Raw genomic sequence first — 13,739 nt, forward strand, 5'->3', positions numbered from 1 at the left:
GCATGACAGAGTGTATTGTGGTTAAACTGGGCGGCATTGCCGGAAAAAATTTGCCGCATCACTTTTTTCAAAAAATCAGATATTGGAAATCACAAGGTAAACAAGTAATTGTGGTGCATGGCGGCGGTAATGCTGTGTCCAGGATGATGAAAAAACTAAATGTTCAGGTACAGATTGTTGACGGCTTGCGCGTGACGTCCAAAGAAGTTTTGGCAATCACCAAGATGGTCTTGATCGGACACGTTCAACCGGACATCACAAATCAGTTTCTTGAACAGGGACTGGCGGCAGTGGGGCTTAATGCCGCTGACCAGCATTGTCTGATTGGCGATTATGTCAACAAACCTGTACTCGGAAATGTCGGCAGTGTGTCAAAAGTCAATGTGCCGTTTTTTGAGAACTTGCTGAAAGAGGATATCATTCCGATTGTTGCTCCGCTGGCACTGACGGAGTTCAATCAGTGGCTCAATGTCAATGCAGACGATACGGCCTGCAAAATAGCCGAAAGCTTCAAAGCCGAATCGCTATATCTCATGACGGATGTGCCCGGCATTAAAGTAGACGGCAGCTGGGTGTCGCAGCTGTCGCTGGAAGAAGCGGCTGAGTTGAAGAAACATGGTGTGCTGACCGGCGGGATGATTCCGAAAGTCGAGCATGCGGTGTGTGCGGTGCAAAAAGGCGTCAGCCACGTGCATATCACAGACGGTCTTCATGAGATGGGTACCATCATTTCACGGGCGGAGGTGCGGGTATGACAAACAGTTATTTGCTACCGAACTACGCAAGACAGCCGGTTGAATTTGTCAAAGGAGAGTCGGTGTTTCTGTTTGACAGCAACGGAGAAAAATATTTGGACTTTACCAGCGGTATCGGTGTAGCCAATCTCGGTTATACGCAGCCTGAGCTCATTGCTGCATTGACTGAACAAGCCGGCTTACTGTGGCACACACCGAATTTATACCGCAATTCGCTGCAGGAAAAAGTGGCAGCACAGCTGGCAGGCAGCCGGGATATGCTGGCTTTTTTCTGCAACAGCGGGACGGAAGCCAATGAAGCAGCCATCAAGCTGATACGCAAACACACCGGCAAGCAGCAAATCATCACTTTTGACCAGTCCTTTCACGGACGGACATTCGGCAGCATGTCAGCCACTGGCCAGTCAGCCGTCCACGACGGATTCGGCTCGGTGGTGGAAGGGTTTGTGCATGTGCCGTTTAATGATAGTCACGCCTTAAAGGAAGCTGTAACAGAAGAAACAGCTGCGATATTTTTGGAACTTGTACAAGGAGAAGGCGGCGTCGTTCCTGCTGATGACGCATGGCTTTCAGATGTTGTACAGCTTTGCCGGACACACGGTCTGCTGCTGGCAGTCGATGAGGTTCAAACCGGAATGGGGCGGACCGGCAAGTTGTATGCCAGTGATGTGTACCGTATCGAACCGGACATTGTGACTTTGGCTAAAGGGTTAGGCAACGGAATACCCGTCGGCGCGATGCTGGCGAAGCGTCCGCTTGCTGCATCGTTTAGTCCGGGGACGCACGGCTCGACGTTTGGCGGCAACAAACTGGCATTGAGTGTCGCTGCCAAAGTGGTGGACTTGATTGATTCACCTGAGTTTTTGACGGAGGTCGAAAGATTAGGCCGGTTTTCACTGGAGTATTTGGCGGAAGGGTTGAAAAATTGCAGAACCGTCACAGCCATCCGCGGGAAAGGCTTGATGCTGGGAATAGAAGCCACTACGGATATTCCGCAGCTGATTGCTTCTTTGGCAGAAAAAAAACTGCTGGTACTTAGAGCCGGACAGTCAGTCATCCGGTTGCTGCCGCCGCTGGTCATCAGCCAAAAAGAGCTGCAGGCAGGACTGGATATTATTATCGAGACATTGACGAAAGAGGGATAAGCGGATGAAAAATGAGTTATACGGCAAAGATATTCTGGATTTGACAGAATTGACAACTGAACAACTGAAGGCCATCATCACACTGGCGATTGCGATGAAAAAAAATCCGGCACACTATGCCGATTCTTTAAAAGGGAAAATATTGGGCATGGTCTTTGCAAAAGCATCGACTAGGACACGGCTCTCGTTTGAAGCAGGTATATTGCAATTAGGCGGTCATGCCATCGTGCTGAACAGTCAGGATTCTCAAATCGGCCGCGGTGAACCGATTAAAGATACGGCCAACGTGATGTCGGGATATTTGGACGGCATCATGATCCGAACGTATGCCGATGCCGATGTCGCTGAGCTGGCAGCCCACAGCACGATACCGGTCATTAACGGGCTGACGGATTTGCACCACCCTTGTCAATGTCTGGCGGATTTGCAAACGATCTATGAATGGAAAGGCACGTTTAAAGGTGTCACTCTCATGTACATCGGCGACGGCAACAATGTGGCGCATTCGCTTCTAATCGGCGGTGCAAAAGTCGGTCTGAATGTGGCAGTCGTTTCCCCGCAAGGCTATGAACCTGCTGCCGACATCGTTGCAAAGGCAAAGGAGCTGGCCGAAGCCACCGGTGCTGTCATCACAGTCACGGACAAACCCGAGACGGTGATTGGCTCAACCGATTTTATTTATACAGATACATGGGCGAGTATGGGACAGGAAAATGAAAAAGCCGCTAAAGAAGCTGTTTTTTTACCTGATTATCAGGTAACAGCAGCCATGATGGCGGCGGCTGCTCCTGACTGCAAGTTCATGCACTGCTTGCCGGCTTACCGCGGCAGCGAAGTGACGGCTGAAGTCATTGACGGTCCGCAGTCGATTATTTACCAGGAAGCAGAAAACCGGCTGCATGCTCAAAAGGCGCTCATGCTCACATTAATGTCTGCTGAAGCTTAATTTTATGGAAAGAACAGAGTTATCACTAGTAATCCTGAGCAATTAATTATAGAATATATTTTGTGACATGCGAAGGAAGTGATAATTTTATGGTGAAGGGAATTCACCGGCCAACACGGGCCATCATCAATTTAGGTGCAATCAAACGAAATATCATCAATGAGTTGGAACGCTTGGACAGCCGCGTGTCATTGTTTGCCGTTGTCAAGGCTGACGCGTACGGTCATGGTGCCGTGGAAGTAGCACAGGCTGCAGTGGCAGCAGGTGCATCCGGATTTTGTGTGGCTGTTCTTGACGAAGCTATTGAATTGAGGGAAGCCGGTTTTGATGTGCCGATTATTGTTCTGGGCATCATCAACCCTGCCTATCTCCAGCTGGTTTCAAGGTACCGGTTGTCAGTGACAGCGCCGAGCAACGAGTGGCTGCTGGCTGCCGAAGAAGCATATTATGAGTTTCAGTTGACAGAGAAAATTCCTGTGCATGTAAAAATAGACACAGGCATGGGCCGCATCGGCTTTATTGACAAGAAAGAGATGACAAAAGCCAATGACTATTTGGCATCGTCGCCGGTCTTTGAGCTTGAAGGTCTGTATACCCATTTTGCCACAGCTGATACGGTGGATGAAACTTATTTCCATCTCCAGCAGCAGCGGTTCGCAGAAGCCCGTCAATTATTTCCCGAGGCGATAAAATATGTGCACACTGCCAACACTGCAACAGCTTTGTGGCATGACGCCTGGGGCTCGAACATGGTCCGCTTCGGCAATGCCATGTACGGACTCAACCCTTCGGGAACCGAGCTGACACCGCCCTATCAATTGGAGGAAGCACTCTCGCTGGAAACCGAGCTGCTGCATGTCAAGCAGTTGAAAAAAGGGGAGCATATTGGTTACGGTGCTGATTACGAGACGCAGGATGACGAATGGATCGGTACGATACCGGTGGGTTATGCAGACGGACTGCGCCGGTCGTTCAGCGGCTACAGCGTCCTGATTGACGGACGAGAGGCGGCGATTGTCGGCCGCATCTGCATGGATCAGTGCATGATACGGCTGCCTGAAAAATACCCGCTCGGCACAAAAGTAACAGTATACGGCAAAAACGGCGGACGTTTCAACAGTATTCAAAAAGCCTCCGAGTATATCGGGACAATCAATTATGAACTGCCATGTAACCTCTCAGAGCGTGTCCCGCGGATTTATGTCGATTTGTAAGATCACGATTGTTCGTGGTCTTTTTTGTGTTATGATGTAGGATGTGAAGGAGGACGACTGATGATAACATCTTATCTGAATATATTAGTCATTTTTGCGATGATGTTTGTCGGTTATGTGCTGACATGGCGGAAATGGTTTGATAATATGGCGGGAGATATGTTTGCCAAAGTGGTTTTAAACATCTCGCTTCCGCTGAATATGTTTTTGAACATGACTCAGAAGTTTTCTAAAGAAGAATTTCTGGCGCTTTTTCAAGGTGTTTTACTGCCGTTTGTCTCAATACTCGTGACGTTCACTATCAGCATATTGTATGCCCGCATCACTAAGGTGCCGGTCGATAGGCGCGGGACATTCCAGACAATGTTCACTGCTTCTAACACCATTTTTATGGGCCTGCCGGTCAATACGGCCGTGTTCGGCGAGCGGGCGATTCCGTACGCGCTGCTGTACTATATCTGCAATACAACTTTTTTCTTTACCGTCGGTATCTTTATGATGGCCCGGGACAATCAGGAGCTGGCAGATGTCCACCTCACCTTCAGCTGGTCGAAGTTTTTCCGCAAACTGTTGTCGCCGGCCCTGTTGGGGTTCATGGTCGGCATTGCCTGGCTTTTGCTGGAGCTGCCTCTGCCGAAGCCGCTGGTTGACTTCAGCAGTTCGCTGGGGAATTTAACGACGCCATTGTCGATGTTCGTCATCGGTATCATCATTTATAACACAGGCTTGAAAAATTTAAAGATGGACAAAGATGTGTTCGGCGTGCTGCTCGGACGCTATGTCATATCTCCCTTAATTGTCTACGGGCTGTCCTTTGTGATACATGTGCCGGAGTTCATGCTGAAAGTGTTTATCCTGCAGTCGGCCATGCCGGTGCAAAACTCTGTGCCGATACTGGCAAGGAACTACGGGGCAGATGAAGAGTTTGCCACCAGCGGACTGACGTATTCCATTCTCAGCTACTTTTTAGTCATTCTCGTGCTTTTGAAATTATTGGTCGGCTGACAGACGAATTATTCCGTCCTTTGTGCTATAATGCTAAAGGACATGCTATACGAAGGAAAGAAGAGGTGAATGTGATGAGTACATTTGCAGAATTTAACTTAAAAGAGTTTCTAACCAAGGCGCTTTCGGACAAGGGCTTCCGCGAACCGACTGACGTCCAGCAGCGATTGATACCGGTGATTCAACGGGGGAAAAGTGTGGTCGGACAGTCCCAGACAGGTTCCGGCAAGACCCACACGTTTCTTTTGCCTCTATTTAACAGCTTGCAGCCTGATGTCAATGAGGTTCAAGTGCTTGTAACGGCCCCAAGCCGCGAATTGGCTGAACAGATTTATCAGGCGGCCCAGCAGCTGGCTTCTTTCAGCGATCAAGAAATCAGAGTGGCCAATTATGTCGGCGGAACTGACAAGCTGCGCCAACTGGAAAAGCTTCAGACACAACAGCCCCATGTTGTCATCGGTACGCCGGGACGGATACTGGATTTGATGAACGAACAGGCGCTGAAAGTTTATACTGCCCGTGCATTTGTCGTTGATGAAGCTGATATGACGCTGGATATGGGATTTTTAGCTGACGTGGACAGGATAGCCGCGACATTGCCGGATTCTTTGCAGATGCTGGTGTTTTCGGCAACTATTCCAGAAAAATTGAAACCATTTTTGAAGAAATATATGGACAATCCGGTGATTGAACAAATTAAACCGGCATCAGTTATCTCAGACACCATTGATAACTGGCTGATGTCGACAAAAGGGAAAGATGTCAACCAGCTGACTTACGATGTCTTGACAATCGGTCACCCTTATCTGGCCATCGTCTTTGCAAACACGAAGCAGCGTGTGGATGAACTGGCGGACTATTTGAAAAATCAAGGGCTGAAAGTAGCGAAGATTCACGGCGACATCCAGCCGCGCGAACGCAAACGCGTCATGAAACAAATTCAGAATCTGGATTATCAATATGTCGTTGCCACTGATTTAGCCGCCCGCGGCATCGATATTGAAGGAGTATCCCATGTCATCAACGTTGAAATTCCTAACGAACTGGACTTTTTCATTCATCGTGTGGGACGGACCGGCCGCCAAGGCATGCCGGGGACGGCTATCACTTTTTACGAGCCGGGTGAAGAACAGACGATTGCTGAGCTGGAAAAGCTGGGCATTGAGTTCCATCCCAAAGACATCCGTCAACATGAAATCGTTGATTCCTATGACCGGAACCGCCGGACCAAACGAAGCAAAAGCAAAGTCGAGTTGGATACGACAATGATCGGGCTGGTCAAAAAGAAACAGAAAAAAGTCAAACCAGCCTATAAAAAGAAATTGAAATACGCAATTGCAGAAAATCAGCGGAAAAAACGCAAAATTGAACGCAGACAAGAAGCGCGCTCGCGAAGAAAAGCGCGGAAACAGGATTTTTCATAACCTTCAAAAAAAAAATAATCAGGCCGAGTCGCTGAACCCAGCAACTCGGCCTGATTTTGCTACAATTAACCTGGAAAAAGATAAAAATTAATGAGGTGGCTGAAATGAAACACGCAATGCTAATTGAATTACCGGAGGAACTGCACGACTGTTTAGCAGATGTGGAAACATACACCGGTTTAAGCAAATCAGAAATCATCGGCTCAGTCTTAGCTTCTTTTTTTGACTTGGCTGAAATGAATACAAGCAATCCGCTGCCTTTGTTAAAAAAAGAAGAAATTGAAAAACTGTTGCAACTGATGCTCCAACATGATCAACGGGTGGGGACACTCCACGGCAAACCGTTGAAAAAAACAGTGCAGCCGGGAAACAATGTGCAGGATTCGGCAGATGACCATCAGCTCTATTGGAAGCTGGCTCATCTCTTGGCCCTTCAGGCAGCTTTGCATCAGACGCGGGAAAAGCGTTACAGTTAAGACCGATTTTCAGCAGTTGTCCGCTTAAGCAGACAGCTGCTTTTCTAGTTTGACACAAATGATGCCATCTTCGATAAAGTCATCAGAGACGACTTGATAACCGCATTTTTCGTAGAAAGCAACGGCTGTTTTTTCGCCATGAATGCGTGAAACGCGGCAGCCGTTGCGCCGGCCGATGCGTTCCAGCTCAGTCACGATGCGTCTGCCCAGACCTCTGTTGCGCCAGTTTTTCTTCACACATAAACGGTCAGGCCGGACGGTAAGCGGATCATCTTGCTGATAGCGGCCGGTCGCCACTGGCTCTTGCCGGTGGTAGATAACGATATAGTTTGTCTGGTCAGTATCCAGCCGGTCGAATTCGGCTTTTGGCGAAATGTGCTGTTCCTGCACGAAGACAAGCATTCTTAAATAGTAGGAAGCTGCTTGAAGCCATTTTTCATTCCCGAAAAAACACCGGATCATTGTGCCACTTCCTTTCTTTTTTTCAGGACGGTCGGGGGCGTGTCGTAAGTGAAGCCTTCACCCAGCACTTCATTAACATTCATGACAGAAATAAAGGCATTTTCATCAAATTCTTCTGTAATCAGCTTAATGGCGTTGATTTCCGCCATAGTGGCGACGCAGAAGATAATTTTTTTCTCTGCACTTGAATAACCGCCTTCAGCTTTGAAAAAGGTCACCCCGCGCTCCAACTCCCGCATGATGGTTTCCGCAATCTCCTCGCTTTTGTCCGTGACCACGAAGATGCCTTTGGCGGAGTATGCCCCTTCTTGAACAAAATCCACGACATTTGTATACACAAACACTGCGATCAGCGTATACATCATCCGCTTCAAATCCAAGTAGGACAGGGATAAAATCAGCACGATCACGTCAAGCACGAGCAGTGACCGGCCGATTGTCCAGCCGAATTTTTTTTCGATTACCCGGGCAAAGATGTCCGTGCCGCCGGTTGTGCCGCCGAACTTGTAGACGATACCGGCGCCGATTCCTCCGAACAAACCAGCCAAAAGAGCAGCAATCAGTAAATCATGGTCGATAGAGATGGCCAGGGGCACTAACTGCCAGACCCATAAATTAAACGATAATGAAACGGTTCCAATAAACGTGTAAATAATTGCTTTCGTGCCCAGCTGTTTGTAGCCGAAAACAATCAGCGGCGCATTCAGGACAAGCGTTGAAATAGCAGGGTCCAGCTGGAATAAATTGTAAATTATCAAGGTAATACCGGTAATGCCGCCTTCGGCCAGCTGATTTGCCATGTTAAACATCACGATGCCAAAGGCCATGATGCTGGTTCCTGCAAAGATCAGCAGAAAATCACGGAAGACATGTTTTCTGATCATTAATCGTTCAACTCCTCTGTTTAGCCTATTGAAATATATCCAAACATATACTATCATTCTTGAGATAAAACAACAACAGGAGATTCCGATTTGCATAATTGCCTTTTTTTTAATAAGATTAAACAGAAGGAAGCTGGAGGTGAAGCGGTATTGACACAAAACGGGAGAACATTGAAAGAAATGCAGCAAGCGGTCGATGAGTATATCAGCCAGTTCAAAGCAGGCTATTTTCCACCGCTGTCCCAGCTGGCGCGGTTGACAGAAGAAGTCGGTGAGCTGGCCCGCGAAATCAACCATAACTATGGTGACAAGCAGAAAAAGCATGACGAACTGCCGGGCAGTGTCCAAGAGGAGCTGGGAGATGTCATGATTGTACTGATGATTATGGCGAATTCTCTTGACATTGACTTGACAGAGACGTTTGAACAGAACATGGCTAAATTCAATCAGCGCGATCATTATCGTTTTGAAAGAAAGGATGGGAAAACACATGATTAAAATTGTAGTAGCCGGATTTAAAGGCAAGATGGGCATGACCGCCACGAAGATGGTGCTGTCGCACGAGGGTTTCGAACTGGCAGGTGTGATTGACCCCCATGCAGCCGAAACGAACTTGCAGGATATCCCTGAGTTTCACGGACAAAATGTTCCGGTTTTTAAAACAAAGGAAGACATGGCCGCAGCGGTCGTACCGGATGTCTGGATTGATTTCACGATTCCGGCAGTCGCCTATGACAACGTGCAGTTTGCCCTTGAGCACCGCATATCTCCTGTCGTCGGGACAACAGGCTTTACAGAAACACAAATCGGCGAGCTTCAAGCGATTGCCGAAAAAAATCACGTCGGCGGGCTGATTGCCCCGAATTTTGCTGTGGGCGCAGTGCTGATGATGTCCTTTGCTAAAAAAGCGGCTGAGTATTTTCCGGATGTGGAAATCATTGAACTGCATCATGACAACAAACTGGATGCTCCAAGCGGCACGGCCATCAAGACAGCGGAAATGATGGCGGAAGTGCGCGGGAAAAAACAGCAAGGTCATCCTGACGAGAAGGAACTGATCGCCGGTGCGCGCGGAGCGGACTATGACGGGATGAGAATCCACAGTGTCCGTCTGCCCGGATTGATTGCCCACCAGCAAGTGCAATTCGGCAATGTCGGGGAAGGCTTGACGATTCGGCATGACAGCTACGACCGCAGCTCCTTTATGACCGGCGTGGCGCTGGCGTGCGAGAAGGTCGTCACTATGGACAAACTGATCTACGGATTGGAACACTTGTTATGATGACCGGGCAGCTACCTGATGAATTTTTGCATGCAGTGCCGGTCATCGAACAAATCGAAGATGCCGGATTTTCCGCTTATTTTGTCGGCGGCAGCGTCCGTGATTTTCTTCTCGGGGCGAAGATTCACGATGTCGACATCGCTACCAGCGCATTTCCGGAAGAAATTAAAAAAATATTCCCCAGAACAGTTGATGTCGGCATCGAACACGGGACCGTGCTGGTTTTAAGCGGCGGTTACCAATATGAAATCACGACGTTCCGGACGGAATCTGCTTATCAGGATTTCCGGCGTCCGGATTCCGTGACGTTTGTGCGGACATTGGCGGAAGATTTAAAACGGCGGGATTTTACCATGAATGCGCTGGCGATGACCAAAGAAGGGCAAATCATTGATTTATTCAACGGGATGCAGGCCATCAGCGACAAGCGGATTGAAGCAGTCGGCAACGCCGGCGAACGCTTCCACGAGGATGCGTTGCGGATGCTCCGAGGCTTGCGTTTTGCCAGCCAGCTTGATTTTACATTGTCCGAATCAACACTGTCCGCTATTTATGAGCACCATAAACTGCTTGAAAAAATATCAGTCGAACGGATTAACGTCGAATTTGTGAAAATGATGCAAGGCATCAATCGTCATGCCGGGTTATTGCCGTTTATCGCATCAGGTTGCTACCGGTACTGTCCCGATTTGGCGGATAAAAGTGTTCAGCTGCTGACGCTTGCGGGAATGCAGGGGCCGCCGATTGACAGTGAAGAACTGGTCTGGCTGCTTGTTTGTCATGTACTGGAAGTAAAAGAAGTCAAACAGTTTTTGCGTCACTGGAAGACGTCCAACAAAATGATGCAGCAAGTTGACCAGGCACTTTCCGCGCTTCAGTTCAGGTTGGCTAATGACTGGACGAACAGCTGGCTCTACCGGTCAGGTGCGGACAACATCACATTGGTGGAGAGCGCTTTGACTTACTGCGGCAAAACCGGCGATGCGGCCGGTGCACTGTCCCGCTATGCGGCGCTGCCGATTAAAAAAGTGCAGGATTTGGCTGTGGCAGGGTCAGACATCATGTCGGCGACCGGCAAACGCGGCGGCCCGTGGCTGGGAAAATGTATCAAAGAGCTGGAGCAGCGCGTGCTGACTTTTCAACTGGAGAATACGTATGATGCACTGATTGATTATGCAACTACCAGAATGGAGGGTGAGAAGTGAACACTCTGGAAAAATTTTTTTCTGTGACGAAGGAGAACTCTGCTCAAATCATCGGCTCAGGCGATTTACCGGTTTTGGCGACACCGGCTTTAGTGGCAATGGCGGAGCAGACAAGCAAGGAACTGTGCGAATCGTTTCTTGAAGCCGGCGAAACCACGGTCGGTTCAGCCATTGCCATCGAACATATGCGGCCGACAGGCATCGGAAAAAGCATCAAAGTCAAGGTGACGCTGGAATCTCAGGAGCAACAGCGCCTGCATTTCAGTTATCAGGCATTTGAAGATGACAGGTTGATAGCCAAAGGCGAACATGACCGTGTTGTGGTCGATATCAAACGGTTTCTCGAGCGCGTTTATCCGGAATAAAATCCAATTAATTTGTTTGTTCGAGTTTGTCTATGTTAGAATAAGGGTGGCATTATTCTAATATTTACACGTAAAGGAGAATGGCTATGACAAAAGACATGACAGGTTTTAAAATTTATTTTAGAAACGGTGAAACGTGGACGATTGACCGTGAGTATATCGGCGACCTCTGGATTCGTCAAGTGACTATCAGCTACGGCCGGATTAACGGGGGAGATTTCCAGAAAATCCGACCATGTGAAGGAATTAAGATAGAAATTTTACCAGAAGCAGACCACGTCCAGTCATCTGACATCAATCTGGGCGGTTTGGAACTTGGCATGTTTGCCCGTGCGTTAAAATATCAAGACATTGAAAAAATGTCGATTTTATTTAACGATGGCAGCAGCGACCTGATTTACTTCCCATATCTGGATAAAGAAACACCGGGACAGGAAGGGCTGGACAACCAGTATCAATCAACAAAAATTTCGAAAGACAACCGCTTGTACATCGTGATTGATGCAGAGCGCACGGTTGACGATATTTACGGAGATAAATTTTAAACACTAAAGCACCAGACGCTGCCTCTTTACAGGGGCAGTTTTTTTAGTGTTCACGGCAGGTGATTTTCGTCAGCTTGTCTGATGATGGGATATCTGTTAAAATGTAAAAGAACTTTATCAAAGGAGAAAATTATGAGAATCTTGCGAGCAGAACAGCTAAAAAAATCTTACGGTGAGAAACAGCTGCTGGATGATGTTTCTTTTTTGATTAAAGAAAAAGAGCGTATCGGGCTGATTGGTGTCAACGGTACTGGAAAAACAACTCTGATGTCGCTGTTAGCAGGCAAAGAGACTGCCGATGCCGGTACAATCAGTCATCAGCATGACTACACCATCGGCTATTTGCCGCAGCACGTCGATTTTAAAGAGGACGTCACCGTGCTGGAAGCTGTTTTTCAAGGTGATTCGCCGATTATTCAAGCCGTCAAACGCTATGAAACAGCAGTGGAAAAACTGGCGGTGCATGGCGATGACCCGGTTGTTCAGCAAGAGTACCAGCGGGCGGAAGAAGAGATGACCAAAGAGGATGCGTGGCTGGTCGACACAAGTGCCAAAACCATTTTATCCAAACTTGGCATCCTGCATCTGAGCAAGGCAGTCGGCGAGATGTCCGGCGGGCAGAAGAAACGTTTGGGCTTGGCGCAAGTTTTGATTCAGGAGCCGGATCTGCTGCTTTTGGATGAGCCGACCAACCACTTGGATTACCGCACGATTCAGTGGCTTGAAAAATATTTGACTGACTTCAAAGGCGCGCTGGTAGTGATTACACACGACCGGTATTTCCTGGACCAAGTGGCGACCCGTATTTTTGAATTGTCATACGGCAAACTGTATGAGTATACGGGCAACTATCAGTCGTTTTTGGCAGCCAAAGCAGAGAGGGAAGAAACCGAAAGCAGACAGTCTCATAAACGAAAGCAATTATTCAAGCAGGAGCTTGCTTGGATGCGTGCAGGGGTACAGGCGCGAGGCACAAAACAGCAGGCGCGTATCGACCGTTTCCATGAATTGAAAAAAGGGCTTGCCCCCGTCAAAAAACAGGACAGTCTTGAAATAACGACAGCCCAGCAGCGCCTGGGAAAAAAAGTTCTGCTGATTGAAGACGGCTTTTACGACATTGATGGTCAGTCAATCCTCCGCCAGTTCAATCTGCTGATTCAATCAAATGAGCGTCTCGGTATCACCGGCGACAACGGCACGGGCAAATCCACACTGCTGAACATTTTGGCAGGCAGACTGGCGCTCACCAGCGGAACACTGGAAACCGGTGAAACGGTCCGGATCGGCTATTACACACAAGAAAACGAGCAGCTTGAAGAAGACAAGCGGGTCATTCAATATTTGCAGGAACAGGCTGAAGAAGTGGCGCAAAAAGACGGCACCACTGTCAGTGTGGCAGACATGCTTGAGCGCTTCTTATTTCCGCGGCACACGCACGGCACACTGATTCGCAAACTTTCCGGCGGCGAAAAGCGCCGTCTGTATTTATTGAAGATTCTGATTCAACAGCCGAATGTGCTGCTGCTTGATGAACCGACGAACGATTTGGACATCGAAACGCTGACCATACTGGAAGACTACATTCAACAATTCCAAGGGGCGGTCGTCACTGTCAGCCACGACCGCTATTTTCTGGACAAAACAGTGTCAAAGTTGTTGCTGTTTAAAGGAAATGGTATAGTAGATACTTATTATGGTTCAATGTCCGACTATTTGTCAGAAACAGACGAGGAAAAGCAGACCGAAACGGCAACTGCAAGTCCTGCCGCTGCGCATGCGCCCCGCGCTGCATCGGCGAAAAAGGAAAAACAAAAGTTGACATACATGGAACAAAAGGAATGGGAAACCATCGAAAATGACATCGATGAGCTGGAACAGGCGGTTCAGCAGCTGGAGGACAGCATGCTGGCACACGCTGAAGATGCAGAGAAGCTGTTGTCCTTGCAGCAGGAACTGACTGAAACAGAGGCACAGCTAGAACATAAAATGGCACGTTGGGAATATTTGAGTGCGTTTGTTGAATTATAAAGG

15 protein-coding genes are annotated in these 13,739 nt (G+C 48.3%); 13 read left to right on the plus strand and 2 right to left on the minus strand.

The window, feature by feature from the left end:
• The first annotated feature begins 2 nt into the window (after positions 1 to 2).
• From argB to CBF27_RS05145, 7 genes are all read left to right on the plus strand, one after another.
• Entirely contained in the window at positions 3 to 755 is a 753-nt protein-coding gene (argB, locus tag CBF27_RS05115) for an acetylglutamate kinase (RefSeq protein ID WP_126813059.1), read from the plus strand.
• Positions 752 to 1,900 (plus strand): acetylornithine transaminase, encoded by a 1,149-nt coding sequence (locus CBF27_RS05120; protein ID WP_126813061.1) that lies wholly within the window; start codon positions 752 to 754, stop codon positions 1,898 to 1,900. Before argB ends, CBF27_RS05120 begins: the two co-directional genes overlap by 4 nt.
• Positions 1,901 to 1,904: 4 nt before the next feature.
• Entirely contained in the window at positions 1,905 to 2,846 is a 942-nt protein-coding gene (argF, locus tag CBF27_RS05125; protein ID WP_126813063.1) for an ornithine carbamoyltransferase, read from the plus strand.
• A gap of 89 nt (positions 2,847 to 2,935) precedes the next feature.
• Positions 2,936 to 4,060 carry an alanine racemase gene (gene alr / locus CBF27_RS05130; RefSeq protein ID WP_126813065.1) on the plus strand — a complete coding sequence of 375 codons (1,125 nt, stop codon included), beginning with the start codon at positions 2,936 to 2,938 and terminating at the stop codon, positions 4,058 to 4,060.
• Between the two features lie 60 nt (positions 4,061 to 4,120).
• On the plus strand, positions 4,121 to 5,065 hold the full coding sequence (locus CBF27_RS05135; protein ID WP_126813067.1) for an AEC family transporter: 945 nt from the start codon (positions 4,121 to 4,123) through the stop codon (positions 5,063 to 5,065).
• Between the two features lie 74 nt (positions 5,066 to 5,139).
• Positions 5,140 to 6,489 (plus strand): DEAD/DEAH box helicase, encoded by a 1,350-nt coding sequence (locus CBF27_RS05140; RefSeq protein WP_126813069.1) that lies wholly within the window; start codon positions 5,140 to 5,142, stop codon positions 6,487 to 6,489.
• 104 nt (positions 6,490 to 6,593) lie between these two features.
• Positions 6,594 to 6,965, plus strand: coding sequence for a hypothetical protein (locus tag CBF27_RS05145; RefSeq protein ID WP_126813071.1), 372 nt, complete (start codon positions 6,594 to 6,596; stop codon positions 6,963 to 6,965).
• A gap of 24 nt (positions 6,966 to 6,989) precedes the next feature.
• Here CBF27_RS05145 and CBF27_RS05150 read toward each other — a convergent pair whose 3' ends face one another.
• Both CBF27_RS05150 and CBF27_RS05155 read right to left on the minus strand, forming a co-directional pair.
• Complete coding sequence (locus CBF27_RS05150; protein ID WP_126813072.1) at positions 6,990 to 7,427, minus strand: GNAT family N-acetyltransferase; 438 nt, start codon at positions 7,425 to 7,427, stop codon at positions 6,990 to 6,992.
• Positions 7,424 to 8,311 carry a YitT family protein gene (locus CBF27_RS05155; protein WP_126813074.1) on the minus strand — a complete coding sequence of 296 codons (888 nt, stop codon included), beginning with the start codon at positions 8,309 to 8,311 and terminating at the stop codon, positions 7,424 to 7,426. The genes CBF27_RS05150 and CBF27_RS05155 overlap by 4 nt, the downstream gene beginning before the upstream one ends.
• Positions 8,312 to 8,491: 180 nt before the next feature.
• Between CBF27_RS05155 and CBF27_RS05160 the strand changes: the two genes are divergently transcribed.
• From CBF27_RS05160 to CBF27_RS05185, 6 genes are all read left to right on the plus strand, one after another.
• Positions 8,492 to 8,809 (plus strand): nucleotide pyrophosphohydrolase, encoded by a 318-nt coding sequence (locus tag CBF27_RS05160; protein WP_126813204.1) that lies wholly within the window; start codon positions 8,492 to 8,494, stop codon positions 8,807 to 8,809.
• A complete protein-coding gene (gene dapB / locus CBF27_RS05165; protein WP_126813076.1) occupies positions 8,802 to 9,593 on the plus strand; it encodes a 4-hydroxy-tetrahydrodipicolinate reductase in 792 nt (263 codons plus the stop codon). The genes CBF27_RS05160 and dapB overlap by 8 nt, the downstream gene beginning before the upstream one ends.
• Complete coding sequence (locus CBF27_RS05170) at positions 9,590 to 10,798, plus strand: CCA tRNA nucleotidyltransferase (RefSeq protein WP_170175008.1); 1,209 nt, start codon at positions 9,590 to 9,592, stop codon at positions 10,796 to 10,798. The genes dapB and CBF27_RS05170 overlap by 4 nt, the downstream gene beginning before the upstream one ends.
• Positions 10,795 to 11,163, plus strand: coding sequence for a thioesterase family protein (locus CBF27_RS05175; protein ID WP_126813078.1), 369 nt, complete (start codon positions 10,795 to 10,797; stop codon positions 11,161 to 11,163). Before CBF27_RS05170 ends, CBF27_RS05175 begins: the two co-directional genes overlap by 4 nt.
• 86 nt (positions 11,164 to 11,249) lie before the next feature.
• Complete coding sequence (locus tag CBF27_RS05180) at positions 11,250 to 11,708, plus strand: hypothetical protein (protein WP_126813080.1); 459 nt, start codon at positions 11,250 to 11,252, stop codon at positions 11,706 to 11,708.
• Positions 11,709 to 11,840: 132 nt separating this feature from the next.
• A complete protein-coding gene (locus tag CBF27_RS05185) occupies positions 11,841 to 13,736 on the plus strand; it encodes an ABC-F family ATP-binding cassette domain-containing protein (protein WP_126813082.1) in 1,896 nt (631 codons plus the stop codon).
• The last annotated feature ends 3 nt before the right edge of the window (positions 13,737 to 13,739 follow it).

The sequence above is a fragment of the Vagococcus acidifermentans genome (genome assembly GCF_003987655.1).
Taxonomy (GTDB): Bacteria; Bacillota; Bacilli; order Lactobacillales; family Vagococcaceae; genus Vagococcus_B; species Vagococcus_B acidifermentans.

What these genes read in the sequence shown, in the direction of transcription:
- argB (WP_126813059.1), top strand. Translation starts at nt 3, where the DNA reads ATGACAGAGTGTATTGTGGTTAAACTGGGCGGCATTGCCGGAAAAAAT.
- CBF27_RS05120 (WP_126813061.1), top strand. Translation starts at nt 752, where the DNA reads ATGACAAACAGTTATTTGCTACCGAACTACGCAAGACAGCCGGTTGAA.
- argF (WP_126813063.1), top strand. Translation starts at nt 1,905, where the DNA reads ATGAAAAATGAGTTATACGGCAAAGATATTCTGGATTTGACAGAATTG.
- alr (WP_126813065.1), top strand. Translation starts at nt 2,936, where the DNA reads ATGGTGAAGGGAATTCACCGGCCAACACGGGCCATCATCAATTTAGGT.
- CBF27_RS05135 (WP_126813067.1), top strand. Translation starts at nt 4,121, where the DNA reads ATGATAACATCTTATCTGAATATATTAGTCATTTTTGCGATGATGTTT.
- CBF27_RS05140 (WP_126813069.1), top strand. Translation starts at nt 5,140, where the DNA reads ATGAGTACATTTGCAGAATTTAACTTAAAAGAGTTTCTAACCAAGGCG.
- CBF27_RS05145 (WP_126813071.1), top strand. Translation starts at nt 6,594, where the DNA reads ATGAAACACGCAATGCTAATTGAATTACCGGAGGAACTGCACGACTGT.
- CBF27_RS05150 (WP_126813072.1), bottom strand. Translation starts at nt 7,427, where the DNA reads ATGATCCGGTGTTTTTTCGGGAATGAAAAATGGCTTCAAGCAGCTTCC.
- CBF27_RS05155 (WP_126813074.1), bottom strand. Translation starts at nt 8,311, where the DNA reads ATGATCAGAAAACATGTCTTCCGTGATTTTCTGCTGATCTTTGCAGGA.
- CBF27_RS05160 (WP_126813204.1), top strand. Translation starts at nt 8,492, where the DNA reads ATGCAGCAAGCGGTCGATGAGTATATCAGCCAGTTCAAAGCAGGCTAT.
- dapB (WP_126813076.1), top strand. Translation starts at nt 8,802, where the DNA reads ATGATTAAAATTGTAGTAGCCGGATTTAAAGGCAAGATGGGCATGACC.
- CBF27_RS05170 (WP_170175008.1), top strand. Translation starts at nt 9,590, where the DNA reads ATGATGACCGGGCAGCTACCTGATGAATTTTTGCATGCAGTGCCGGTC.
- CBF27_RS05180 (WP_126813080.1), top strand. Translation starts at nt 11,250, where the DNA reads ATGACAAAAGACATGACAGGTTTTAAAATTTATTTTAGAAACGGTGAA.
- CBF27_RS05185 (WP_126813082.1), top strand. Translation starts at nt 11,841, where the DNA reads ATGAGAATCTTGCGAGCAGAACAGCTAAAAAAATCTTACGGTGAGAAA.